Origin of the sequence: Amycolatopsis sp. SB7-3, from assembly GCF_041021335.1 — a bacterium.
Lineage (GTDB): Bacteria > Actinomycetota > Actinomycetes > Mycobacteriales > Pseudonocardiaceae > Amycolatopsis > Amycolatopsis japonica.
This window is the reverse complement of sequence record NZ_JBFPJQ010000001.1, coordinates 1,920,183-1,943,787: the sequence shown is the minus strand read 5'-3', so window position 1 is coordinate 1,943,787 and position 23,605 is coordinate 1,920,183. Positions and strand designations below refer to the sequence as shown.

Here is a 23,605-nt window from a genome sequence, read left to right as displayed (position 1 = left end):
CCGAACGCGATCCGTGGCGATCATTGCGGTTCGGTTGCTTTGAGATAAATGAAAGCTCCCGGTGGCAATGACTTCCCCGCTCCCGGCGACGTGCCCAGGACACGCCGGAAATGGGGAAGTGCCGATGATCTGGAGCCGCCTACTCGTCGCACTGTCGGTTTCCATCCTGCTTCTCCCGGGATGGGTGGGCGCTCCGGAAGCGACCGGAGCGCCCACTCTGCCGTCCGGCTTCGTCCTGCGCGACCAGCCGAGCGGTCAGGCCGCCTTCGACCTGACCGATTTCGCTTATCTGCCGGACGGTTCCGTGCTCAGCATCGGCAAGAGCGGCAAGGTCGCCTGGGTGCCGGTCACCGGTCCGGCCAGGACGATCGCGAACCTCCCCGTCCACGACGACGGCGATCTCGGGCTCGTCGGGCTCGCCATCGCACCGGATTACGCCACGTCACACCGGATCTACCTCGCGTGGTCGTTCGACACGGGCGGTGGCGCGTTCACCATGCGGGTGGCGCGCTGGACGGTGACCGGCACGGACATCCCCAGCGGGCTCGCGAACGAACGCGTGCTCGTCGACCTTCCCGGGTTCTACGACGTCCACGGCATCACAGGTCTCGTCACGGCGCCCGACGGCACGTTGTGGATCTCCATCGGCGACGCCGCCGACTTCACCAGGATGGATCCGGGCGCGTTGCGCTCGCTCGACCTCGATCAGCTCTACGGCAAGATCCTGCACGTCACCCCGGACGGCGCCGGCGTTCCCGGCAATCCGTACTACTCCGCCGCGGCCCCGGATGCCAATCGTTCCAAGGTCTTCTCCAGTGGCTACCGCAGTCCCTTCCGGTTCTCCCTCGACCCGCGGCTCGGTCTGCCGGTCGTGGGCGACGTCGGCTGGAACACCTGGGAAGAGGTGGACGTGGTGCGGCCGGGGGAGAATCACGCCTGGCCCTGCTGGGAGGGAAACGCGCCCACGCCGGGGTATTCCGGGCTGGCGGGCTGCGCCGGGGTGGTCAACACACCGCCGATCACCGCGTACCACCACGGTTCCGGCGTCGACGAAGGCAACAGCGTCACCGCCGGGATCGTCTACAGTGGATCGTCCTATCCGGACGAATACCAAGGCGCCTTCTTCTTCGGCGATTACGTCACGCAGAAGATCTGGACGATGACGTACGACAGCCAAGGCAGGCTCGTGCGCGCGCCGGAGCGGCCGCCGGAGTTCGTCGGCATCGGCGGGCCGGTGAAGTTCGCGGCCGCGGCCAACGGCGACATCGTGTACGCCGACATCCACACCGGCAATCTGCGGCGCCTCAGCTATCCGGGGACGAACGCGGAACCGGTCGCGGTCGCCACTTCCGAAACGAACCCCGAAACCCACACCGTCACCTTCGACGGCGGCGGTTCCTACGATTTCGACGGCGATCCGCTGACCTACCACTGGGATTTCGGTGACGGCACGAGCCAGACCGGCGTCCGCGTGACCCACGCCTACGGCACCGGGCTCACGAGAGCGACGGCGCGCCTCACCGTCACGGACCGTCTCGGCGCGTCCGCCGGTACGGACGTCGTCGTGGTGCCGGGAAACCACTCGCCGGAACCGGTGATGACGGATCCCGGCGCCCGGACGTTCGCGGTCGGGGAACCGGTCGTCGTCGAGGTGACGGCGACCGACGCGGAGGACGGCGTGCTGCCGGTGTCGTGGACCACCCTCATCCGGCACTGCCCGGAGGAAGCGACCTGCCACGCGCACCCCGGCTCGCCGGGAAGTGGACCGGCGTTCACCGTGCCCTTCACCGGCCACCAGGACTCCCGCGTCGAGATCACCGCGACGGTGACCGACAGCGCCGGCGTGACGGCGAGCAGGACCTACGTCGCCATGCCGCGTGAGCACCGGCTGACACTGACCGGCAACGTGGCGGCGGCGTTGAGCATCCCGGCCGAAGGCGGCGTCAGCACCGCGATGGTGACCGAAGGCGCCACGTTCGAGGTCGTGGCGGAGGAGATCGCCGCGGACGGCGTCTCGACGTTCTCGAACTGGTCCGACGGGCGGACTTCGCGCACGGTGACCGTCACCGTGCCGGCGAGCGACGTGACCCTGATCGCGAACTACCTCACCCCGATCGACAAGCGCTACCAGGCGGAACCCGCGCTGCGGCAACGGCTCGGCGCACCCGCCGGGCCCGAGGTCGCCGACGGGACCGTGCGCTACCGGCCGTATGCGAACGGCAGGCTCTACTGGAGCGCCGAGACCGGCGTGAAGCAGATCGAGGGCGAGATCCTCAAGAAGTACCTCGCGCTGGGCGGACACCGGAAGTTCGGCCCGCCCGCGACCGACGAGACCGCCACCCCCGACGGCGTCGGCCGCTACAACCACTTCCCGAACCGGCCCGGCACGATGCAGTCGTCGATCTACTGGACACCGTCGACCGGGGCGCATCCGGTGTACGGGCGGATCCGGGTCAAATGGGCGGCGCTGGGCTGGGAAGCGGGCCCGCTCGGCTACCCCACGACCGACGAGCTCCCGACCCCCGACGGGGCGGGCCGGTTCAACCACTTCAGCAAGAAGGCGTCCATCTACTACACGGTGCAGACCGACGCGCACGCGATCTGGGGCCGCATCCGGGTCCGGTGGGAGGCGCTCGGCTGGGAGACCGGCCCGCTCGGCTACCCGACGACGGACGAATCCGCCACCCCGGACGGCGTCGGCCGCTACAACCACTTCACCAAGGCGGGCTCGATCTACTGGACGATGGCCACCGATTCGCACGCGATCTACGGTGCGATCCGGCAGCGGTGGGCCGCGCTCGGCTGGGAGCGGTCGTACCTGCGCTACCCGGCGACGGACGAGTTCGGCATCGCCATCGGGCGGCAGAGCAGCTTCCAGAGCGGCTACATCACCTGGAACCGGAGCACGGGGCAGGTGATCGACCGACGGTGGTGATCACAGTTCGATAAAGCCACTCGGAAGTGTGAAATGTCCACGTAGGCCCCTTCGATGAGACGTTCGACTGGGGAAAGGGGCCCTTGCATGCCTTCGAGATTCCGTGCGCTCTGTCACGCCCTCGTGACGTTGCTGATAGTGACCTTGCTGGTGCCGCTGACGTCCACATCCGCGTCCGCGGCGCCGGTGCTCCCGCCCGGCTTCGTCCTGCGTGACCAGCAGAGCGGGCAGGCTCCGTACGACCTGACCGACTTCGCCTACCTGCCCGACGGCTCGATGTTGACCACCGGGAAGCAGGGCAACGTCGCCTGGGTGTCCACCACCGGGCAGACCAAGAGCATCGCCACCCTGCCGGTGCGCAGCAGTGGTGACCTGGGGCTGGTCGGAATCGCGATCGCGCCCGACTTCGCCACCTCCCGCACGGTCTACACGGCCCGCGCGGTCGACGTCGCCGGCGGCGGCATCGCCCTGCGCGCCTCGCGCTGGACGGTCACCGGTACCGCCGAGCCGACCGGGCTGACCGCCGAGAAGGTGCTCATCGAGGGTGCCGCCAACACCGACATCCACGGCATCACCGGCGTCGTGGCCGCCCCCGACGGCACGGTGTGGGTCTCGACCGGCGACAGCTCCCGGTTCCAGGGCGCGGCCGACCCGTTCGCGCTCAACGTGTACGACCTCGACAAGATCTTCGGCAAGATCTTCCACATCACTGCGGACGGTGCGGGCGTTCCCGACAACCCGTACTACACCGCGGCGAACCCGAACTCCTTGCGCTCCAAGGTGTTCGCGAGCGGCTTCCGCAGCCCGTTCCGGTTCAGCCTCGACGCCAGCACCGGTCTGCCGGTGGTCGGCGACGTCGGCTGGGGCACCTGGGAAGAGATCAACTTCGTCCAGAAGGGCGCGAATCTCGGCTGGCCCTGCTTCGAGGGCAACCAGCCCGCGGACGGTTTCTCCGCGATGCCGCAGTGCGCTTCGGCCGTGAACACGCCTCCGATGCTGGCCATCCGCCACGGGCAGGGCGTCGACAACGGCAACAGCATCACCGCCGGGATTGTCTACAATGGAGAGTCGTACCCGGAGGAATACCGGGGCGCGTACTTCTTCGGCGACTACGCCACCCAGAAGCTCTGGACGGCCAAGTACGACACGCAGGGCCGCGTCGTCCGCCCGCAGGAGACGCCGCCGAAGTTCACCGGCATCGGTGGCCCGGTCAAGTTCCTGGCCGCGGCCAACGGCGACATCGTCTACGCCGACATCTACAGCGGTCTGCTGCGACGGCTCAGCTACACCACCGGGAACAAGGCGCCGGTCGCGGTCGCCACTTCCGAAACGAACCCCGAAACCCGCACGGTCACCTTCGACGGCAGCGGTTCCTACGACTTCGACGGCGACCAACTGACCTACGAGTGGGACTTCGGTGACGGCACCACCGGCGCCGGCGCGAAGGTCAGCCACGCCTACCCGGCGGGCACCGAGAAGTTCACCGCCAAGCTGACGGTGAAGGACGGCCTACAGGCGTCCGGGAGCACGGACATCGCCGTGGCGCCCGGGAACCACTCGCCGAAGCTGACCATGACCGACCCCGGCGAGCGGCTGTTCGCCGTCGGCGAGGAGGTCAAGGTCGGCGCGACCGTGACCGACACCGAGGACGGCGCACTCCCGGTCACCTGGACCACCCTGGTCCGGCACTGCCCCGAGAACGCGGTCTGCCACGCGCATCCGGACCACAGCGGCACCGGACCCGAGTTCGCCATGCCGTTCACCGATCACACGGACTCCAACCTGGAGTTCACCGCGACGGCGACCGACAGCGCGGGCGTCAAGGTCTCGAAGACCTACATCGCGAAGCCTCGCGAGCACCGGCTCACGCTGACCAGCAACGTCGCCGCGGCACTGGGCATCACGCCGGAAGGCGGGGCCTCGTCGGCGATGGTGGTCGAAGGCGCGAAGGTGGAGATCCAGGCGGCCGAGGTCGCTTCGGACGGCGCTTCGACCTTCACCGGCTGGTCGAACGGCGCCACCGGGCGGCTGACCGAGATCACCATGGGCACCACGGATCTGACGCTCACGGCGAACTACATCACCCCGATCGACAAGCGCTACCGCGACGAACCCGCGCTGGCGCAACGACTCGGCGCGCCGACCGCGCCCGAGGCCGTCGACGGCACGGTCCGCTTCCGCACCTACGAGCGCGGGCGGCTGTACTGGTCGAAGGACACGGGTGTGAAGCAGATCGAGGGCGAGATCCTCAAGAAGTACCTCGCCGCCGGCGGACACGTGAAGTTCGGGCCGCCCGCGACCGACGAACAGTCCACTCCGGACGGTGTCGGCCGGTACAACCACTTCCCGGTCTGGCCCGGCGTCCTGCAGACGTCGATCTACTACACCGTGAACACCGGGGCGCACCCGATCTACGGCAGGATCCGGCAGAAGTGGGCTTCGCTCGACTGGGAGCGGGGACCGCTGGGCTACCCGAGCACCGATGAGGCGGGTACTCCGGACGGGCTCGGCCGCTACAACCACTTCAGCAAGGACGCGTCGATCTACTACACCGTCCAGACGGACGCGCGGGCGATCTACGGCCGGATCCGTGTCCGGTGGGCGGCGCTCGGCTGGGAAGCCGGCCCCATGGGCTACCCGACCATGGACGAGGCGGCGACGCCGGACGGTGTCGGCCGGTACACCCACTTCACCAAGGGTGGTTCCATCTACTGGTCGATGGCGACCGACTCGCACGGCGTGTGGGGCGAGATCCGTAAACGCTGGGCGGCGCTCGGCTGGGAGCGTTCGTACCTGCGCTACCCGACCACCGACGAGATGGTGGTCACCGGCGGACGGCAGAACAACTTCCAGGGCGGCTACGTGTTCTGGAACGCCTCAAACGGCACCGTGACCGACGGCCGCTGGTAAGCGGTAAACGCGCGTGAAGGCCCCCTTCCCTCGGCTGAGCCGAGGGAAGGGGGCCTTCACGCGTTTCGGGGTTGTTTCAGTGCAGGAGGTCCGCCGGTGACGTGCCCGCCGACGTCAGCGGCAGGCCGAGCGCGACGCGTTCGGTGAGCCAGGCGCTCGGCCGGTAGCGCTGGTCACCGGTGCTCGCGACGAGACCACGCAGCACCCGCAACACGAGCTCCGCGCCCGCCTCGTCACCCCAGGTCAGCGGCCCGCGCGGGTAGCCGAGGCCGAGCCGGACGGCGGTGTCGATGTCCTCCGGCGTCGCGAGCCGTTGCCCGGCGATGAAACAGGCGGTGTTGACGATCGACGCGAGGAGCCGCTGCGCGATCGGCGCGGGGCCGTCGCGGACCACGGTCACCGGCAGGCCGGTCGCGGCGAGCGCACCCCAGGCGGTGCGGCCGGCCGCCGGGTCGAGCGCGGGGTGGACCGAGAGTGTCAGGCGTTTCCCGTAGCCGCCGAGGGGATCGACGCCGACGACCCGTTCCGGCGGCAGACCCGCCGCGAGTGCGGTGTCCACAGTGGACGACCCGATCGGGCTGACGATCAGGACCGTGTCCGGGTAGGCGGAGTGCACGACCTGGATCCCCGCCGCCGAGAGCAGCGTGCCGAGGCGTTCGTCGTCGACCCATACCGGGGTGCCCGGGGCTTCCGGCGCGGCCGGTTCCGGCTCGACCTGTTGCTGCCCGTCGACATAGCTGTAGAAGCCTTCGCCGTTCTTGCGGCCGAAGAGCCCGGCCGCGACGCGGGGGCGCGTCAGCCACGACGGCCGCAACCGCGGTTCGCCGTGGAAGCCGCTCCAGATGCTTTCGAGCACGGCGTGCGAGACGTCGAGACCGGTGAGGTCGAGCAGTTCGAACGGGCCGAGTTTCAGGCCGAGCACGTCACGGGCGACGCGGTCCACTTCGGCCGGGCTCGCGATCCCTTCGGCGAGGATCTGCAGCGCCTCGGTGCCGAGCCCGCGGCCGGCGTGGTTGACCAGGAAACCCGGTGCGTCGCGGGCGAGGACCGGTTCGTGTCCCCAGCCGCGGACGAGTTCGGTCATGGCGGGCGGCAGCCACGCGGCGGTCCGCGCGCCGGGCACGACCTCGACCAGCCGCATCAGCGGGACCGGGTTGAAGAAGTGGAGCCCGAGCAACCGGCCGGGATCGGTCAGCGCGGCACCGATCTCGGTGACCGAGAGCGAACTGGTGTTGGTGGCGAACACGGTGTCCGGGCCGCAGACGCGTTCCAGCTCGGCGAACAGCGCGCGTTTGATCTCCAGATCCTCGCGGACCGCTTCGACGACGAGGTCGACGCCGTCGGCGGGGGCCAGCGGGCCCTCGGCCGCGATCAGCCTGCCCTTCGCGGACGCGGCGGCCTCCTCGGTGATCTTGCCCTTCGAGGCGAGCTTGCCCAGCATCGCGCCGACGTGGTCGATGGCCTCGCCGACCGCCTCGGGCCGCGCGTCAGCGAGCTCGACCTCGAGCCCCGCGGTCACGGCGAGCTGGACGATGCCCCGGCCCATCACCCCGGTTCCGATGACCCGGATCCTGCCGACCTGCTCCGCCCACTTCTCCACCGCGAGCCGCCTTTCCGTCGATGTAGTGCCGTCCTGACGCTAGCCGCCACGCCGGTATCTCGCCCGGACGGGTGATCCGTGCGCCACTCGGCGTAAGGCCACCGAGCCGCCGAGGTCTCCTCCGCGAAAACCGAGTGTTCCGCGCACCACCCCCGAAGGGAAACCTCCCATGGCCACCGTCCCCGCCGCCGCAGCCGTCCGGACCACGCCGTTGCTCCTCGTCGCCGTTCTCTTCGGCGCGGTCGCCGCGTTCCTGGCGAGCCAGGCGTTGTGGTCGCTCACCGCACTGGCCGTCGTGGTCGCCGCCGCCGTCCTCGCGGGCGGGGTGTGGCTGTCCGGCCGGAAGGCCGCGGCCGAACTCTAAGATCGCCGTGTGACGGCGAAACGCTTGACGCGGGAGGAAAGCCGCGAACAGACCAGGCAGCGCCTGCTCGCGGCGGCCGCCGAGCTGTTCTCCGAACGCGGGGTCAACGGCACGTCCGTCGAGCAGATCGCCGAGCGGGCGGGTTTCACGCGCGGCGCCTTCTACGGCAACTTCGACGGCAAACATGAGCTGGTCGTCGAACTGCTGCGCCGCCGCACCCAGCGCGAGGCCGAGGAGGTCGCCGCGCTGCGTGACGGCGTCGGATCCTTCGCCGAGATGATGGACCGGCTGCGCGCGTGGAACGTCGAGCGCGCCGAACACCTCGCCGGCTGGCTGACGCTGCGCACCGAGCTGGCCCTGTACGCGCTGCGGAATCCCGACGCCCGCCCGCTCGTCGGCGAAGGCGAGAAGTCGACAAGGGCACTGCTGGAGACGTCGATCCGGACCGAGCTCGCCGCGCGGGGCGCGGAACCGCCCGCCGATCCGGCGTTCCTCGCGTTGATCCTGCACGCGCTCGAGGACGGTCTCCTGCTGCAGCGCTTCCTCAGCCCGGAGGGAACCGGCGACGAGGACGTCGTCGACGCAGTCCAGCTGCTGATGCGCTCGTGGACCGCGCTCAGCCGGTCATCTTGATCCCGGTGAACTCGGCCATCTGACGGACCCCGTGCGCGAAGAAGGCGTCCGACGGGTCGACGGAGCCGACGTATTGGCCGAACAGCTCGAAGTTGATCATCCCGAACAGCTGGGTCCAGGCCATGATCAGCCGGGAGGCGGTTTCGGGGCCCAGGTTGACCTTGAGGATTTCGGTGAGCGCGTCGAGCTGGTGAAGCAGTTCGACGGGCATCTCGCCGACCTCGGTCTCGACGCGGAGGTTCGCGTCGCGCAGGACCGCGACCAGCGCGAAGGCCACCCGGCCGGCGGGGGCGACGGTGTCCTGCGGGGCCTGGTAGCCGGGGATCGGTGAACCGTAGATCAGCGCGTGCTCGTGCGGATGCGCCTTCGCCCAGGCGCGAACCGCGTGCCAGATCGAGTCCCATCGTTCCAGCGGGCTCTTCTTCGGGTCGTCGGCGGCCTCCGCGGCTTCTCCGACGGCGTTGTAGGCGTCGACGATCAGGGCGGTCAGCAGCTCCTCGCGGCTGGAGAAGTACCGGTAGAGCGCGGACGACACCATGCCCAGCTCTCGCGCGACCGCGCGGAGTGAGAGGCCGAGCGCGCCGACTTCGGCGAGCTGGCGGCGGGCTTCGTCCTTGATCTCACGGGTGAGCTCGGCGCGGGCACGTTCGCGCGCGGTCTGAGTGGCGGCCATGCTCTCACTGTAGAGCATCGCACCAAAAAGAGAGCACTGCTCTTGACGTGGCGCACTGCTCTGGTGTTCACTGCTCTTAACAGAGAGCACTGCTCTCGCAGACTTCGAGGAGACGAGATGACCACCAACGCCGCCACGACCGCTACCGACGCCGCGATCCGCTACGTCAAACCGGCCAAGGCGACCAACGCGTTCAACGAGTTCGTGCTCAAGCTGACGAAGCTCGGCGTCAGCGTCCTGGGCAGCCGGGTGCTCTCGGTCCGGGGCCGCAAGAGCGGCGAACTGCGCTCCGTCCCGGTCAACCTGCTGAAGCTGGGCGGCGAGCGCTACCTGGTCGCTCCGCGCGGTGTCACGCAGTGGGTGCGGAACCTGCGCGTCGCCGGTGAGGGGCAGCTCAGCGTCGGACGCCGCACCGAGACGTTCACCTACACCGAACTCGCCGACCACGAGAAGCCCGAAATCCTGCGCGCGTACCTCAAGCGCTGGAAGTTCGAGGTCGGTGTCTTCTTCGACGGTGTCGACGCGAAGGCGTCGGACGAGAAGCTGCTGGAGATCGCGCCCGGCTACCCGATCTTCAAGATCGCCTGATGCCGAGAGTTCGCCGTCCAATCACGCGTGTTCGCCACTCAATCACGCGAGTTACGCCTCTGATCACGCGTGTCCGGCGATAACGACCGTGGCTAGTCGGCCCGGTCCTCACCGGAGGTCTGCCGTGTGCGGCGGGCGGTGGCCGCCACCAGCACCACCCCGACCAGGAACGCGACGAGCCCGATCAGGAACCACAGCTTCTGCCCGGTCATGAAACTGCCGGTCAGCACGCCGGCGCCCTGCAGCACCCAGACGCCGCCGACCAGCAGGAAGACCAGCCCGATCGTGAGCGTGACCCAGCGTTTCATCCACGGCTCCAAGCGTCGACGTGCCCTGTGGCGATTCTGGCACCGGGCGCCCCGCCCGGCGAACCGATCAAGCCCGGCCGGGTCAGTTCCCCACCAATCCGTTGCGGTAGGCGTAGACGACGGCGTGCACCCTGTCCCGCAGCCCGAGCTTCGCCAGGATCCGGGAGACGTGGGTCTTCACCGTCTCCTCGCCGACGTGCAGATGCGCGGCGATCTCCGCGTTGCTGGAGGCGTCGGCGACGAGCAGGAGGACTTCGCGTTCGCGTGAGGTGAGCCGTTCGAGCTCGGCCGGTTCGGCGGCCGCGGGTTCGATGCTGGTGGCGAAGGTCGACACCAGCCGCCGGGTCACCGACGGGTCGATCAGCGCGTCGCCGCGCGCGGCCACCCGCATGGCCGAGACGAGTTCTTCGGGCGCGAGGCTCTTCAGCAGGAACCCGCTCGCACCGGCGCGAAGCGCGCGATACACGTACTCGTCGGAGTCGTAGGTCGTCAGCACGAGGACCCGGGTGTCGTTGCCGGGCGCGGACATGATGGCCTCGGTCGCGGCCAGACCGTCCAATTTGGGCATCCGGACGTCGAGGACGGCGACGTCCGGGCGCAGCGAGGCCGCCTGCGCGACGGCCTCGCGTCCGTCCGCCGCCTCGCCGACGCATTCGAAGTCCGCCTGGGTGTCGAGCACCGCGCGCATCCCGGACCGGAACATCGCGTGGTCGTCGGCCAGCAGAACCCGGATCACTGTGCCTCCAAAGGAAAACCGACTCGAACCCGCCATCGCCGCCCGTCGTCGAGCGGTCCGCATTCGGCTTGTCCGCCGAACAACGCGACCCGCTGCCTGATCCCGGCGAGACCGCGTTTCGTCGACTCGGCCGACGCGTTCGGACGGCCGATCTCGTTGGTGATCGTGAGGAGTACTTCCGTCTGCCGGTAGGCGAGGTCGATCTCGACGATTCCGCCGGCCCCGTGCCGGAGCGCGTTCGTCAGCGCCTCCTGCGCGATGCGGTACAACGCGATGTCCACCGAACCGGGGAGTTCGCGCGGCCCGCCGTGGCTGGTCAGCCGCGCGGGCAGCCCGGCGGTGCGGAGGTTGTCGAGCAGCTCGTCGAGGTTGTCCAGCCCCGGCTGCCGTTGCACGTCACCGTTCTCCTTGCCGTGCAACAGATCCAGCAGACGCCGCAGATCGGCCATCGCGGCCCGGCTCGACGATTCGACGGCGGAGAGCGAACGCCGGACGGCGGGTTCGCCCTCCGGCAGCCCGAGCCGCGCGGCACCGGCGTGCACACCGATCGCGCTGACGTGGTGGGAGATCACGTCGTGCAGATCGCGGGCGATCGTCGTGCGTTCTTCGACGACGGCTCGGCGGACGGCCTCGGCTTCGTGCTGCTGCCGTTGTTCCTCCGCGCGCTGGAGATCGGCGATGTACGCGCGCCGCGCGGTCGTGTAGCGGCCGACCATCCACGGCAGCAAACCGCTCACGCCGACGTCGATGACCAGCAGGCGCCAGTCCCGGTCGCCGCGGTCGACCGGGATGAGATTGCAGGCGACGAGCCCGGCGAGCATCGTCACCAGGGCGGCGACCGCGGGTTTGGTCGCGAGCCAGGCGCCCGCGCGGTAGCCCGCGATCAGCACGCCGGCGTTGGTGGCCTGCAGATAGTGGTCGTACGGGAACAGCAGGAGCGGCGCGGCGGTCAGCAACGCGCCGTGCGCGGCGGAAACCCAGCCGGAGTACCGCGAAGGCCCGGCGAGCGCGGCGTTGGCGAGGATGCCGCCGAACAGGAGAACCCAAGCCTGCCAGCCCAGTGAGAGCGGCGGACCGGCGATGAGGAACAGCCCGGCGTCGGCGATCAGGCAGACGGCCGCGACCGCGCACGCCTGCCTCGCCAACGAACCGCTGATGTCCCGCACGGGCTCAACTCTGCCCTATTTCGCTGGACAGGGGTTCCTAAGATCGAAACCCATGGGGGCAGCGAAGACACCCGTGCTCTGGACGACCGGGGCACCGGGAACAGGGAAATCGACCACCGCCTGGGGTTTGTACACCCGCCTGACGCGAGCGGGCGGCAGCGTCGCGTATGTCGACATCGACCAGCTCGGGCTGATCGGCCCGCCGCCCGGCGGCGGGGACGCCGCGCACGCGATCAAGGCGGCCAATCTGCTGCGCGTACTGGAAGTCCTGCGAGGCACCGCGCAGATCGTCGTGTCCGGGGTGGTGAACCCGGCGAAGCCGTACATCGAAGACCCGGGCTTCGACCTCACGCTCATCCGGCTGACGTGCGATCGCGACGAGCTCCGGAGCCGCTTCCTCGGCCGTGGCTCACCCGCCGCGGCCTTGCCCGACCTCTTCGCGGTGGCGGACGTCTACGACCGCGCCGGTTTCGGCGAGGCGATGGACACGACCGGCCAGCGGCCCGAGCAGACCGTCGAAACGCTGTTCCGCCGCTGCACCTTGGACGCCGGAACCGTTCGCCCGCCGGACGCGGGACAACCGCAGCCCGGACCGGTGACCGTGGTGACCGGCCCGACGGCGGTCGGCAAGTCGACCGCCGCGTTCGGCGCGCTCCGGGATCTCTGGGAGCGCGGGACACCCGTGGCCTACGTCGATCTCGCGCAACTCGGCTTCGCGCACCCCGGCCCGGATCCGGCACGGGAAGCGGCGCTCCTTTCGGCCGTCTGGAGCGGCTATCGCGACGCGGGGGCGAAGCGGCTGATCGTCGTGGCCCGGGAATTCCGCCCGGAGCATCGGCGGGTCTTCGACGCCGTCAGCGTCGTGCACCTCGACGCGGACGACGCCACGCTCACCGAGCGAGTCCGGCGCCGGGCCGAAGGCGAGTCCGCCTTGCTGGCGGGCGACGAACTTCGCGGCGCGCCACCCGGTGTGCGTGACCGGGTGGCCGCCCGCGCGGTCGCCGAAGCGGCCCGGATGCGCGCTTCCGGCGGCGATCGCGTCGTCCTCGACACCTCAGGGCAGGAACCCGCCGAAACGGCCGCCGCGTTGCTCGCGGTGGTGGCTCAGTAGCGCCGCTGACCGTCCTGGCCCTGTCCGGGCGGCCCACCGCGCTGGTTCTGTCCTGGTTTGCCGATGGTCGTCGCCGTCGCGGTGTTCCCGGTGACCTTTGCGGTCACCATCACCGTCTCGCCGACCTTGGGTTCGCCGGTCTTCATGGTCGACGCGTCGATCGTGTAGACCTGCTTGTAGCCGTCCTTGCTGGTCAGGCTGACGGAGGTCGCGCTGACCTCGGTGACCTCCCCGGTCTGCGTCCGCTCGGTGCTGTAGCCGCCTTTGCCGTCGGAGACGACGAAGTCGCCGTGCAGCGTGTCGCGAGGCATGCCCCCGCCGGGACCCATGAGCACCCGGCCGCCGCCAGGACCGCCCGTCATCGTGCCCCGTTCGGCGCCGTTCGCGGCGGTCCCGGCCCAGATCGCGGCACCGCCGCCGGCGGCGATCACCACCGCCGCCCCGGCCGCGATCGCGGTCTTGCGCCCCGACCAGGTCTTCTTCGGTTCGCCTTCCGGGGCGGGCGCGCCCCATTCGGCGGGTTCGGTCGGTTCGGTCATCTGGACGCCTCCCTGTACTCGGTTGCGGCCATGGTCGGCGCCGTCGCTGTGCGGGAGCTGTGCCGCCGGTGGGCACGCGCTGTGACTCGCACCCGGCAGGGTGATCGTTCACAGGAAACGCACAGGCGGCACACAGAGAAGCCTCATCGGCGCCGCCCAGGATGGCACCATGACCAGTGTGAACGTCCCTTCGTCCGGTTCCGCGAAGGCCGGCCTGCGCCGTGCCGACGGCAGCCCCGTGCGGGTGCTGGTCGTCGACGACGAGGCGACCTTGTCCGAACTCGTGTCGATGGCGCTGCGCATGGAGGGCTGGGACATCCGCACCGCCGCCGACGGCACCGAGGCCGTCCGCGTCGCGCGGGAATTCCGGCCGGACGCGGTGGTGCTGGACGTCATGCTGCCGGATATGAGCGGCCTGGAGGTCCTGCGCCGCCTGCGTTCCGAGGTGCCGAACCTGCCGGTGCTGTTCCTGACCGCGAAGGACGCGGTGGAGGACAGGATCGCCGGGCTCACCGCGGGCGGCGACGACTACGTCACCAAACCGTTCAGCCTGGAGGAGGTCGCGCTGCGGTTGCGCGCGCTGCTCCGCCGCGCGGGCGGCGTCGCCGGGCCGAGCGGGTCGACGCTCGTCGTCGGTGACCTGACCCTGGACGAGGACAGCCGCGAGGTGCACCGCGGCGGCGATCTGGTGCCGTTGACCGCGACCGAGTTCGAACTGCTGCGTTATCTCATGCGCAATCCGAAGCGTGTGCTGTCCAAGGCGCAGATCCTGGACCGGGTGTGGAGCTACGACTTCGGCGGCCAGGCCAATATCGTCGAGCTCTACATCTCCTATCTCCGCAAGAAGATCGACGCCGACAGGGAACCGATGATCCACACGATGCGCGGCGCCGGGTATGTCCTCAAACCCGCGGGGTAGGCGGCCGTGGTCCCTGCGGCGACGGCTGATCGCACAGGTCGCGGGCCTGCTCGCGCTCGTCTGCCTGGTGGTCGGCGTGGTCACCGAACTGGCGTTGCGGAGTTTCCTGATCGACCAGCTCGATGCCCGCCTCGCCGAGACCAGCGAACGCGCGAGCCGTCCGCCACCACCTGGCCGTCCCGGCGGGGAAAGGGTTCCCGAGGGCCTTCGCGCGTATGGGCAGAGCACCGGTTCGTTGTTCGTGAACGTGTTCCCGGACGGACGCGTGCTCGCGGCGGTGCTGCGGTCCAGCTACGACGCGAAGGTCACCGATCCGTTCCCGCACGACGAGATCAGCCCCACCCAGATCGCCACCCTGATGCGGTCGGCGACGGGTGACAAGCCGACCGATGTGAACCTCGGGTCGCTCGGGGAATACCGCGTCGTGGCGAAGAAGACGGCGGGCGGCGGCGTCGCGATCACCGGGCTGCCCACCAAGGACGTCACGGATACGTTGTGGAGCCTCGGTTTCATCTTCGGCGGGGTCGCCGTCGGCGGCATCCTGCTGGCGGGCGCGCTCGGCGCGGTGACCGTGCGGCGCACCATGAAACCCCTCGACCGCCTGGCCGCCACCGCGACCAGGGTCGCCGAACTCCCGCTGGATCGCGGCGAGGTCGCGTTGTCCGAGCGAGTGTCCGAAGTGGACACGGATCCGCGGACCGAGGTCGGGAAGGTCGGGTTCGCGCTCAACCGCATGCTCGGCCACATCTCGAACGCGCTTTCCGCCCGGCAGGCCAGCGAAAGCCGGGTGCGCCGGTTCGTCGCGGACGCCAGCCACGAACTGCGGACGCCGCTCGCGGCCATCCGCGGCTACGCGGAACTCACCCGGCGCTCCGGTTCCGAGGTGCCGCCGGACATCGCGTTCGCGATGGGCCGCGTGGAGTCGGAATCGACGCGGATGACGGGCCTGGTCGAGGATCTGCTGCTGCTCGCGCGGCTCGACTCCGGCCGCCCGGTGGTGCACCAGCCGGTGGACCTCTCGCGCCTGGTCGCGGACGCCGTCGCCGACGCGCACGTCGCCGGGCCGGAGCAAAAATGGCTGCTGGAGGTGCCGCCGGAGCCGATCACGGTCCTCGGCGACGCGGATCAGCTGCATCAGGTGGTGATCAACCTGCTCGGCAACGCGCGCACGCACACCCCGGACGGCACCGAGGTCACCACGTCGCTGTCCATAGTGGACTCGACGGTGACACTGTCCATTGTCGACGGTGGGCCGGGGATTCCGCAGGAGATCCTCCCGGAGGTCTTCGAACGTTTCGCTCGCGGCGACGACTCACGGTCGCGGGCGGCGGGCAGCACCGGGCTCGGGCTGGCCATCGTCGCGGCCGTCGTCGCCGCGCACGGCGGGCAGGTCGGCGTCGCCAGCCGTCCGGGGCGCACGGAGTTCCGGGTGGTGCTCAGGGCCGCCACTCACTGTTAGCGCCGCAGAGGATGACGCAGGGCAGATCGCCTTCGGTGCGCCCGGCCAGCCACGCGGCGAACGGCACCGCGGCGGCCGGTTCGACGGCGAGGCGGAACTCCTCCCAGAGCCGGTCCCGCGCGGCGAGCAGTTCCTCGTCGCTGACCAGCACGGACGTCACCCGGTCCCGGAGCACGGCGAACGGGACGTCCCCGACCTTGGTCGCGCCCAGCGCGGACGCGGCCACCGAGTCGATCTCCACGTCCACCGGCTCGCCCGCCTCCAGTGCGGCGCCGAGCGCGCGGCACCGTTCCGGCTCGACGGCGAACGTCGGCAACCCGGCCAGCGACGTCCCCGCGACCAGCCCGCCACCGCCGACCGCGACCAGGAACGCGTCGACGTCCGGCGCGTCCTGGACCACTTCGGCCGCGACGGTGCCCTGGCCGGCGACGACGGCCGGATCGTCGTAGGCGTGCAGGTATCGCGTACCCGGCTCAGCGGCGGCTTCGAGCGCCTTCTCGGCTGCCTCGGCGTACGTCGCTCCGTGGCGGATGAGCTTCGCGCCCGTGGCCTCGATCCGGACCGTCTTCGCCTGCGGAGCCGACTCGGGCACGTACACCGTCGCAGGCAGATTCAGCAGCGAAGCCGCCGTCGCCACGCCCAGCCCGTGGTTGCCGCCGGACGCCGTCAGCACCCGTTCCGGCAACGGGCCGCTCACCAGCGCGTTCACCGCGCCCCGCAGTTTGAACGATCCGCTCCGCTGCAGATGCTCCAGTTTGAGGACCAGCGGCCGCCCGTCGACCTCGGCGCGCAACACCGGCGTGCGCCGCACGAACGGATGAACGGCTTCGGCGGCCTTGAGGACATCTTCCCAGGTCGGAGTACTCATACCCCCCACTGTCCTCCATGCCGGGACGGGAGTGACTACACTGGTCCCCGGATCCCGCGCGGCGTCCATCTTGTGAACCTCCCCAGGGCCGGAAGGCAGCAAGGATAAGCAAGCTCTGACGGGTGCGCGGGATCCCCTTTTTTTGGGGGCTAGAAGATCCCGAACACATCCTTCGGCGGCACGGGCGACGGCAGGGCTTCCGCGTCCGTGATGGGTTTCGCCTTGCCCTGGAGCTGCCGTAGGTCTTCTCCTGCGACGCAGCGCGCCGGGTACGCCGACGAAGCGGCGCGGCGGGTCAGGTCCGCGACCGGGAGTTCGACGCGGGAAGCGGCGACCACGATGTTCCCGAACCGGCGCCCCCGCAGGACGCCCGGCTCGGCCAAGATCGCCAGGTGGGGGAATGAATCCGCCAGCGTCGCCAAGAACCGGCGAAGGAACGGCAGGTTCGGCCCGTCCGACACGTTGGCGACGTAGGTTCCGCCCGGGCGGAGGACCCGCGCGATCTCGTTCGTGAACTCGACGGTCGCGAGCCCGCCGGCCAGGATCCCGCGTTCGAAAGCGTCCACGATGACCAGGTCGGCCGAAGCGTCGTACCTGGCGGAGACGCCTTCGCGGCCGTCGCCGACACGGACCTTCAGCCCCTTCAGGCCCAGCTGCTCGCGAACGAGCGCGACGAGCTCACCGTCGGCGTCGAAGACCAGCTGCCGTGATCGCGGCCGCGCCGCCGCGAGGTAGCGGGGCAGCGTGCAGGCCGCCCCGCCGACGTGCAGCACGTCGAGCGGGCCTTCGCCGAGGCAGTCGACGACGTCGGCGATCCGGCGGATGTAGTCGAACTCGAGGTCCAAAGGGTCGTCGAGGTTGACGTGCGATTGGGCGACGCCGTCGACCGAGATCATCCAGGCGTTGGGACGGTCGGCGTCCTGGAGCAGTTCGGCGGTGCCGAAGTGCACCGGATACCTGCCGGGGGTCGGTGCCGGTCTCACCTGTCGGGCCCTCCCGGTAGTCTCGCCGCGTGGCTCTAGCTCTATACCGAAAGTACCGTCCGGCTACCTTCGCCGAGGTCGTCGGGCAGGAGCATGTGACCGATCCGCTGCGCACCGCGCTGGCCGCCGGTCGCATCAACCACGCCTACCTCTTCTCCGGCCCGCGTGGCTGCGGCAAGACGTCCAGCGCCCGCATCATGGCGCGGTCGTTGAACTGCGCGAAGGGCCCGACGCCGGATCCGTGCGGCGAGTGCAACTCGTGCCGCAACCTCGCGCCCGAGGGCCCCGGCAGCGTCGACGTCACCGAGCTCGACGCGGCCAGCCACGGTGGTGTCGACGACGCCCGCGAGCTGCGGGACAGGGCCTTCTACGCCCCGGCCGACTCGCGCTACCGCGTCTTCATCATCGACGAGGCGCACATGGTCACCACGCAGGGCTTCAACGCCCTGCTGAAGATCGTGGAAGAGCCGCCGGAGCATCTGATCTTCATCTTCGCGACCACAGAACCGGACAAGGTGCTCCCCACCATCCGGTCGCGGACGCACCACTACCCCTTCCGGCTGATCCCACCCAGCTCCATGCGCGAACTGCTGGAACGCAACGTCGCCGCCGAGGGCGCGAAGGTCGAGCCCGCGGTGTATCCGCTGGTCATCCGCGCGGGCGGGGGTTCGGCGCGGGACACGCAGTCGGTGCTCGACCAGCTGCTGGCCGGCGCCGGGCCGGACGGCGTCGACTACTCGCGCGCGGTGTCGCTGCTGGGCGTCACCGACGTCGCGCTCATCGACGGCATGGTCGACGCGCTGGCCGCGGACGACGCGGCCGCCGTGTTCGGCACCGTCGAGCGGCTCGCGGAGGCCGGGCACGACCCGCGACGGTTCGCCACCGACCTGCTCGACCGCCTGCGCGACCTGGTGCTGCTGCGTTCGGTGCCGGACGCGGGGGAGCGCGGCCTCGTCTCCGCGCCGGACGACGAGCTCAAGAAGATGAAGGAACAGGCGGGCAAACTGGAGCCCGCCACGCTCTCGCGTTACGCCGACATCGTCCACAATGGACTCCTGGAGATGCGGGGCGCGACCTCGCCGCGGCTGGTGCTGGAGCTGCTGACGGCGCGGATGCTGTTGCCGTCGGTCGCGGAGAGCACCGACGCGTTGCTCGCCCGCCTCGAACGGCTCGAGCGCCGCGCCGCTTCGGCCCCGGCACCCGTCGCCGCTGCTCCGGCGCAAGCCGCTCCGGTGGCGCAGTCCGCGCCCGCCCCGGCCGCTCCGCCCTCGGGGGAGCCCGTCCGCGAGTTCCAGCGGCCGTCGCAACGAGCCGCCGCCGCGCCCGCTCCGCAGCAGGCTCCGGTGCAACAAGCCCCTCAGCCCGCCGCGCGACCCGAGCCGGTCGCCGAGCGACCCGCTCCGCAACGTCCTTCCGCGCCGACCCCGCCGCCCGCCGCACCCGCGCCAGCCCCGGCCGCGGCTTCGGGCGATGCGACCGACGCGGACGGGATCCGCGGTCGCTGGCCGCAGGTGCTCGCCGCGATCCGCAAGGTGCCGGGCGGCCGCAGCACCGAAGCGATGCTCACGCAGGCGAGCGTCGTGAGCGTCGAGGGTCGCGCCGTCACCCTCACCCACAGCGCGGAGCCGCTGGCCCGGCGGCTTTCCGAGCCGCACAACGCGGAGCGGGTCGCGGCCGCGCTGAAGGAGGTCTTCGGCGGCGACTGGCAGGTGCGTTGCGTCCACGGCGCCGCACCGGCCCGGCAGGCCGCCGCGCCGAAGGCCGCGCCGCCGCCACCCGCGCCCGAGCGTTCCTTCACCCGCCGGTCCGCCGAAGCGCCCAGCGCACCTCCGGCGGCCCCCGCGCCGAAGCCGGAGCCCCAGCGGCCCAAGGTGACGACGAGCGAGCCGGACATCCCGCTCCCGCCCGAGCCGGTCGAGGAGGACGAGGACCTCTACAACGAGGACGCGAGCCCCGCGCCGCCGCCTCCGCCGCTCCCGCCCGAGCAGGATCCGGAAGAGATCGCCCGGAAGCTGCTCGCCGACCATCTCAACGCCCGCCCCCTCGACGAACGCAAGTAGTCCTCTGAATGCGGTAGTTGCACGCGCAAGGACCGCATTCAGAGGACGAAATGCGAGGGTGAGCGGGTCACTGCCCTGCCGGACGCTGGTGACGAGCCCGGCCTCGCGCACCACGGTGGCCTGTTTGCTGGCCGTGCCGATCGAGTGCCGAGGCCTTCGGCGTGGGTGCGGCCGAGGAGTGCCACCAGTCCGGGTGCCCGATTGATGTCGTGATGCACGACCCCAGGGGAATACTGCGCAAAGTGCCCGCATCGGACGTCTTAACCTCGAAAAGTGTCCCTTTTGGACAGTCTGAGAGGCAGGTCAGGCCCCGGTGGCGAGCCCGCTCGCACCGCCGACTCCATCACGACGCCGCGAGGTAGTCCTCGATCGCCTTCGCGATGACGGCCGCGTACTGCTGCCGTCCCTCTTCGCTCGCCATCGCGGCGGCCTCGGCGGCGTTGCGCATGTTCCCGCATTCGACGAGCGCGGCGGGACGGGTCGAGAGGTTGAGCCCGCCGAGGTCGGCGCGCGGGGCGAGCCCGTTCGCACCGAGGTACGTCGAGGTCGGGAAGCCGCCCGTGCGGAGGCCGTCCCGCAACGCGGTCGCGAGCCTCATCGACGGCTCGCCCTGCTGGGCGTTCAGCGGCGGCGCCGAGTAGGCGACGTGGAAACCGTGCGCCCCGGCGGAATTCGAGCCGTCCGCGTGGATCGAGACGACCGCGTCCGCCCCGGCGTCGTTCCCGATCGCGGCGCGTTCGTTGACGCACGGCCCGACGCCGGTGTCGTTCTGCCGGGTGAGGATGACGCGGATTCCCTTGGCCACCAACGCCTGCGAGATCCGCTGCGAGACGTCCCAGGTGAACGCGTGCTCGGTGTAGCCGGAATTCGTCGAGGTTCCGGTGGTGTTGCACGGTTTCGTCTTGCCGCGTCCCGCCGGGACCTGCTTGTTGATCTCGCCGGGCTTGCCTGCGTTGCCGCCGTTGTGCCCGGGATCCAGCACGACGACCTTGCCGGTTTTCGGCGGCTGCTGGCTGCTCGGCGGCGGCTGAGGCGCGCTCGATGGCGGAGCGCTCGTCGTGGAGCTCGGTCGCGGAAGGGTGGTGAACACCGTGGTGGTGCCGGGCGGCGGCGGACTCGACGGCGAAGACGCGGGGGTGTCCACCCCGCACGCCGTGAACAGCGTCAATCCGATTGCCAGCACCAGGCCCATCCGTCGTCGCACGGCGCCCACGGTGCCACACGGGTGGCGGCTAGGCTGGTAGGCGGCACGGGATTTTCCAGGAGAGGACCGATCGGATCATGGTGCAACCCGGTGGCGGCTTCGACCTGTCGCAGATCATGCAGCAGGCACAGCAGATGCAGCAGAAGCTGGTCGAGGCCCAGGAAGAGCTGGCCAACACGGAGGTGACCGGCACTTCCGGCGGCGGCCTGGTCACCGCGACCGTGTCCGGCGACAGCCAGCTCAAGTCGCTGTCCATCGACCCCAAGGTGGTCGACCCCGACGACGTCGAGACCCTGTCCGACCTGGTCGTCGCGGCCGTCCGCGACGCATCGGCCAACGCGCAGAAGCTCACCGAGCAGAAGCTCGGCCCGCTCGCCGGCGGCCTCGGCGGCGGGATGCCGGACCTCGGCGGCTTCCCCGGGCTCGGCGGCTAGCTTGTACGAGGGTGTCGTCCAGGATCTGATCGACGAGCTCGGGCGGCTGCCCGGCGTCGGTCCCAAGAGCGCGCAGCGGATCGCCTTCCACCTGCTGGCCGCCGATCCCGCGGATATCGCGCGCTTGCAGGAAGTACTCGGCAAGGTCAAGGAAGGCGTGCAGTTCTGCGAGGTCTGCGGCAACGTCTCGGAGCAGGAGACCTGCCGGATCTGCCGCGACACCCGCCGCGACCTCACGGTCATCTGCGTGGTCGAGGAGCCGAAGGACGTCCTCGCGGTCGAGCGGACGCGTGAGTTCAAGGGCCGCTATCACGTGCTCGGCGGCGCGCTGGACCCGTTGTCCGGGATCGGACCCGAGCAGTTGCGCATGCGTGAACTGCTCGCGCGGATCGGTGGCGCGGAGATCAGCGAGATCATCATCGCGACCGACCCGAACACCGAAGGCGAGGCGACCGCGACGTATCTCGTGCGGATGCTTCGCGACTTCCCCGGGCTGACCGTGACGCGGCTGGCGTCGGGGTTGCCGATGGGCGGTGACCTGGAGTTCGCGGACGAGCTGACGCTGGGCCGTGCGCTCTCGGGACGGCGTGCTCTCTAGCGTGACGAATGAAACACGAGAGTGGGCGGTCACGATCAAGGTTGTGACCGCCCACTCTCGCACCGGGGGCCTGGGGCCATAACCGATGAACCGAAGGAATGACGCTATGCGAGCACGAATAGTGCGGTCTGTTGTCGCTCTCGCGCTGATCGTTGCGACGCTCGCCGCAACGCACGCGCCGGCCGTGTCCGCGGTTGCCAACACCACGACATTAAGTTTTTCTGCCCACCCAGACGACGACCTGCTTTTCATGAATCCGGACATCGCCTCAGATGTCCAAGCCGGTTATAACGTCTGGGTCACCTACCTCACGGCAGGTGAACTGCCCTGTGAAAGCCACCATCCGTGCGGTATGGACTATGCCGACACACGGGTCCAAGGAGAACGCGCTGCTTACGCGGAGTCGGCGGGGGTGCCGAATACTTGGACGTACGAGCAAATGTGGTTCGGTGGCCACCCCGTCGCCGTCAACCACCTCAACGGGACGAACGTGCACCTGGTGTTCACCTACATCCACGCCGCCGCCGGACCAGAGGACAATTGCGGTGATCTGTACCGAATGCTGCATGACGACTCCTATGTAGCGCGGCCGATCGATTATCGACCGGCGTACACCAAGGACACGTTCGTCGGCATGCTGAGGTCGATCATCGACTACGTCCGACCCGACTATCTAAGGACGCAAAGCACCGTCGGCCACCGCGAACGCCGGGGCGATGGTGTGGCGGACAACGTCGACCACGTAGCCGGTGCGATTCTCGCCGCCGACGCGGACGTCGATGGGGCGGGCAACACGCGGATTCGCAGAGACGAATATCAGGGCTATATCATCACTGATTACCCTGACAATGTGGGCGGTTACTGGCGGGACCGCAAGCAGCAGATCTGGAACCGGTACAAGCCTTTTGACCACCAGATGGGGCCCACCACCTGGGACAACGTGATGGGAAAGCAGTACCGGCCGAAAGGTCGTATCTTCTGGCCGGGCACGCCATGGGTTCCGCCGGGCGACTTCAACAAATGCTAGTAGTGTTCCGCAGGGGTCATCTCCGTTCGGGAGGTGGCCCCTGCCACCTTCGGCACTTTCCCGTTGGTGAGCACGCACATATGCCCTTCGCTGCTAAGCAGACTGGCCGGACTTTGTATTTCGCCAGCTTCGTCGAACATTATCGGCAGGCGCTTTACATGTAGACAGCGCCCGGCAGCCCTCGGCACGTTCGTCGAGACCGGCGGGGTGCTCGGCTCCAACGAGCCAGGCACGTACAGGACCAGGCCGAGCACTCGACGAACTCGGCGGACGGGCCCGCTGGTCACAGGTGAGCCGCCAGTCATGGATGTCTCGCCCGTCGGCGACGGTCTCCGTTCGGTCTCGGAGGTCTGAGACTTCGTCGTCTTCCGCTGTCGGCCGGGTGCACTCCGAGTGTCGATGGTGCAGCCGCTCGGGCCGGTCCGATAACCCGCTTGTTCGGTGAAGAAGGCGCTGACTTCCAGCCGGTCGCTAGCCCGCCCAGCGCCGT

Annotated in this window: 21 protein-coding genes and 1 other RNA gene; 13 read left to right on the top strand and 9 right to left on the bottom strand. The window is 69.8% G+C overall.

The features are described 5' to 3' along the window. Positions 1-124 precede the first annotated feature (124 nt). Positions 125-2,935 (top strand): PQQ-dependent sugar dehydrogenase, encoded by a 2,811-nt coding sequence (locus tag AB8M46_RS09465; protein ID WP_394360089.1) that lies wholly within the window; start codon positions 125-127, stop codon positions 2,933-2,935. Between the two features lie 87 nt (positions 2,936-3,022). After that, a complete protein-coding gene (locus AB8M46_RS09460; protein WP_394360088.1) occupies positions 3,023-5,845 on the top strand; it encodes a PQQ-dependent sugar dehydrogenase in 2,823 nt (940 codons plus the stop codon). 76 nt (positions 5,846-5,921) lie between these two features. Here the strand turns inward: AB8M46_RS09460 and AB8M46_RS09455 are convergent, their stop codons facing one another. Further along, positions 5,922-7,445 carry a 3-hydroxyacyl-CoA dehydrogenase gene (locus AB8M46_RS09455; protein ID WP_394360087.1) on the bottom strand — a complete coding sequence of 508 codons (1,524 nt, stop codon included), beginning with the start codon at positions 7,443-7,445 and terminating at the stop codon, positions 5,922-5,924. A gap of 169 nt (positions 7,446-7,614) precedes the next feature. On the opposite strand from AB8M46_RS09455, the gene AB8M46_RS09450 reads away from it, so the two are divergent. Together AB8M46_RS09450 and AB8M46_RS09445 are read left to right on the top strand one after the other, a co-directional pair. Further along, positions 7,615-7,809 carry a hypothetical protein gene (locus AB8M46_RS09450; protein WP_378426831.1) on the top strand — a complete coding sequence of 65 codons (195 nt, stop codon included), beginning with the start codon at positions 7,615-7,617 and terminating at the stop codon, positions 7,807-7,809. A 9-nt stretch (positions 7,810-7,818) separates the two neighbouring features. After that, positions 7,819-8,442: a TetR/AcrR family transcriptional regulator gene (locus AB8M46_RS09445; protein WP_038521223.1), complete on the top strand. Its 624-nt coding sequence runs from the start codon at positions 7,819-7,821 to the stop codon at positions 8,440-8,442. Here AB8M46_RS09445 and AB8M46_RS09440 read toward each other — a convergent pair. Next, complete coding sequence (locus tag AB8M46_RS09440) at positions 8,426-9,115, bottom strand: TetR/AcrR family transcriptional regulator (protein WP_394360086.1); 690 nt, start codon at positions 9,113-9,115, stop codon at positions 8,426-8,428. The two genes, AB8M46_RS09445 and AB8M46_RS09440, sit on opposite strands and share 17 nt — an antisense overlap. Before the next feature lie 117 nt (positions 9,116-9,232). Here AB8M46_RS09440 and AB8M46_RS09435 point away from each other — a divergent pair, with 117 nt between their 5' ends. Continuing rightward, the gene (locus AB8M46_RS09435) at positions 9,233-9,703 is read left to right on the top strand and encodes a nitroreductase/quinone reductase family protein (protein ID WP_394360085.1); all 471 of its coding nucleotides are present in this window, start codon (positions 9,233-9,235) and stop codon (positions 9,701-9,703) included. A 92-nt stretch (positions 9,704-9,795) separates the two neighbouring features. Here the strand turns inward: AB8M46_RS09435 and AB8M46_RS09430 are convergent, their stop codons facing one another. The 3 genes from AB8M46_RS09430 to AB8M46_RS09420 form a co-directional block, all read right to left on the bottom strand. Then, on the bottom strand, positions 9,796-10,011 hold the full coding sequence (locus AB8M46_RS09430; protein ID WP_016337955.1) for a hypothetical protein: 216 nt from the start codon (positions 10,009-10,011) through the stop codon (positions 9,796-9,798). 82 nt (positions 10,012-10,093) lie between these two features. After that, entirely contained in the window at positions 10,094-10,747 is a 654-nt protein-coding gene (locus tag AB8M46_RS09425; protein WP_037334899.1) for a response regulator transcription factor, read from the bottom strand. Continuing rightward, a complete protein-coding gene (locus AB8M46_RS09420) occupies positions 10,744-11,913 on the bottom strand; it encodes a sensor histidine kinase (RefSeq protein ID WP_394360084.1) in 1,170 nt (389 codons plus the stop codon). Before AB8M46_RS09420 ends, AB8M46_RS09425 begins: the two co-directional genes overlap by 4 nt. Positions 11,914-11,965: 52 nt before the next feature. Here AB8M46_RS09420 and AB8M46_RS09415 point away from each other — a divergent pair, with 52 nt between their 5' ends. Further along, positions 11,966-13,024: a hypothetical protein gene (locus tag AB8M46_RS09415; protein ID WP_394360083.1), complete on the top strand. Its 1,059-nt coding sequence runs from the start codon at positions 11,966-11,968 to the stop codon at positions 13,022-13,024. Here AB8M46_RS09415 and AB8M46_RS09410 read toward each other — a convergent pair. Next, complete coding sequence (locus AB8M46_RS09410) at positions 13,018-13,563, bottom strand: hypothetical protein (protein ID WP_037334908.1); 546 nt, start codon at positions 13,561-13,563, stop codon at positions 13,018-13,020. The two genes, AB8M46_RS09415 and AB8M46_RS09410, sit on opposite strands and share 7 nt — an antisense overlap. 169 nt (positions 13,564-13,732) lie before the next feature. On the opposite strand from AB8M46_RS09410, the gene AB8M46_RS09405 reads away from it, so the two are divergent. Beyond that, entirely contained in the window at positions 13,733-14,482 is a 750-nt protein-coding gene (locus AB8M46_RS09405) for a response regulator transcription factor (protein ID WP_037334910.1), read from the top strand. Then, positions 14,460-15,941 carry a sensor histidine kinase gene (locus tag AB8M46_RS09400; protein ID WP_394360082.1) on the top strand — a complete coding sequence of 494 codons (1,482 nt, stop codon included), beginning with the start codon at positions 14,460-14,462 and terminating at the stop codon, positions 15,939-15,941. Before AB8M46_RS09405 ends, AB8M46_RS09400 begins: the two co-directional genes overlap by 23 nt. Here the strand turns inward: AB8M46_RS09400 and AB8M46_RS09395 are convergent. Beyond that, positions 15,919-16,809 carry a serine/threonine dehydratase gene (locus AB8M46_RS09395; protein WP_394360081.1) on the bottom strand — a complete coding sequence of 297 codons (891 nt, stop codon included), beginning with the start codon at positions 16,807-16,809 and terminating at the stop codon, positions 15,919-15,921. The two genes, AB8M46_RS09400 and AB8M46_RS09395, sit on opposite strands and share 23 nt — an antisense overlap. A gap of 46 nt (positions 16,810-16,855) precedes the next feature. Here AB8M46_RS09395 and ffs point away from each other — a divergent pair. Further along, an RNA gene (gene ffs / locus AB8M46_RS09390) (signal recognition particle sRNA small type) lies at positions 16,856-16,950 on the top strand. Positions 16,951-16,958: 8 nt separating this feature from the next. Here the strand turns inward: ffs and AB8M46_RS09385 are convergent. Next, entirely contained in the window at positions 16,959-17,792 is an 834-nt protein-coding gene (locus tag AB8M46_RS09385) for a spermidine synthase (protein ID WP_394360080.1), read from the bottom strand. A gap of 29 nt (positions 17,793-17,821) precedes the next feature. Here AB8M46_RS09385 and AB8M46_RS09380 point away from each other — a divergent pair, with 29 nt between their 5' ends. After that, positions 17,822-19,852 carry a DNA polymerase III subunit gamma and tau gene (locus AB8M46_RS09380; RefSeq protein ID WP_394360079.1) on the top strand — a complete coding sequence of 677 codons (2,031 nt, stop codon included), beginning with the start codon at positions 17,822-17,824 and terminating at the stop codon, positions 19,850-19,852. A 343-nt stretch (positions 19,853-20,195) separates the two neighbouring features. Here the strand turns inward: AB8M46_RS09380 and AB8M46_RS09375 are convergent, their stop codons facing one another. Further along, a complete protein-coding gene (locus AB8M46_RS09375; RefSeq protein ID WP_394360870.1) occupies positions 20,196-21,044 on the bottom strand; it encodes an N-acetylmuramoyl-L-alanine amidase in 849 nt (282 codons plus the stop codon). An 89-nt stretch (positions 21,045-21,133) separates the two neighbouring features. Between AB8M46_RS09375 and AB8M46_RS09370 the strand changes: the two genes are divergently transcribed. The 3 genes from AB8M46_RS09370 to AB8M46_RS09360 all read left to right on the top strand — a co-directional run bounded on the left by AB8M46_RS09370 (position 21,134) and on the right by AB8M46_RS09360 (position 23,115). Next, complete coding sequence (locus AB8M46_RS09370; RefSeq protein ID WP_007035126.1) at positions 21,134-21,490, top strand: YbaB/EbfC family nucleoid-associated protein; 357 nt, start codon at positions 21,134-21,136, stop codon at positions 21,488-21,490. A gap of 1 nt (position 21,491) precedes the next feature. Beyond that, positions 21,492-22,088 carry a recombination mediator RecR gene (recR, locus tag AB8M46_RS09365; protein WP_005166260.1) on the top strand — a complete coding sequence of 199 codons (597 nt, stop codon included), beginning with the start codon at positions 21,492-21,494 and terminating at the stop codon, positions 22,086-22,088. Positions 22,089-22,194: 106 nt separating this feature from the next. Beyond that, positions 22,195-23,115, top strand: coding sequence for a PIG-L family deacetylase (locus AB8M46_RS09360; RefSeq protein WP_394360078.1), 921 nt, complete (start codon positions 22,195-22,197; stop codon positions 23,113-23,115). The last annotated feature ends 490 nt before the right edge of the window (positions 23,116-23,605 follow it).

What these genes read in the sequence shown, in the direction of transcription:
- AB8M46_RS09395 (WP_394360081.1), bottom strand. Translation starts at nt 16,809, where the DNA reads ATGAGTACTCCGACCTGGGAAGATGTCCTCAAGGCCGCCGAAGCCGTT.
- AB8M46_RS09400 (WP_394360082.1), top strand. Translation starts at nt 14,460, where the DNA reads ATGTCCTCAAACCCGCGGGGTAGGCGGCCGTGGTCCCTGCGGCGACGG.
- AB8M46_RS09430 (WP_016337955.1), bottom strand. Translation starts at nt 10,011, where the DNA reads ATGAAACGCTGGGTCACGCTCACGATCGGGCTGGTCTTCCTGCTGGTC.
- AB8M46_RS09460 (WP_394360088.1), top strand. Translation starts at nt 3,023, where the DNA reads ATGCCTTCGAGATTCCGTGCGCTCTGTCACGCCCTCGTGACGTTGCTG.
- AB8M46_RS09465 (WP_394360089.1), top strand. Translation starts at nt 125, where the DNA reads ATGATCTGGAGCCGCCTACTCGTCGCACTGTCGGTTTCCATCCTGCTT.
- AB8M46_RS09435 (WP_394360085.1), top strand. Translation starts at nt 9,233, where the DNA reads ATGACCACCAACGCCGCCACGACCGCTACCGACGCCGCGATCCGCTAC.
- AB8M46_RS09410 (WP_037334908.1), bottom strand. Translation starts at nt 13,563, where the DNA reads ATGACCGAACCGACCGAACCCGCCGAATGGGGCGCGCCCGCCCCGGAA.
- AB8M46_RS09415 (WP_394360083.1), top strand. Translation starts at nt 11,966, where the DNA reads ATGGGGGCAGCGAAGACACCCGTGCTCTGGACGACCGGGGCACCGGGA.
- AB8M46_RS09360 (WP_394360078.1), top strand. Translation starts at nt 22,195, where the DNA reads ATGCGAGCACGAATAGTGCGGTCTGTTGTCGCTCTCGCGCTGATCGTT.
- AB8M46_RS09370 (WP_007035126.1), top strand. Translation starts at nt 21,134, where the DNA reads ATGGTGCAACCCGGTGGCGGCTTCGACCTGTCGCAGATCATGCAGCAG.
- AB8M46_RS09375 (WP_394360870.1), bottom strand. Translation starts at nt 21,044, where the DNA reads ATGGGCCTGGTGCTGGCAATCGGATTGACGCTGTTCACGGCGTGCGGG.
- AB8M46_RS09450 (WP_378426831.1), top strand. Translation starts at nt 7,615, where the DNA reads ATGGCCACCGTCCCCGCCGCCGCAGCCGTCCGGACCACGCCGTTGCTC.
- AB8M46_RS09440 (WP_394360086.1), bottom strand. Translation starts at nt 9,115, where the DNA reads ATGGCCGCCACTCAGACCGCGCGCGAACGTGCCCGCGCCGAGCTCACC.
- AB8M46_RS09405 (WP_037334910.1), top strand. Translation starts at nt 13,733, where the DNA reads ATGACCAGTGTGAACGTCCCTTCGTCCGGTTCCGCGAAGGCCGGCCTG.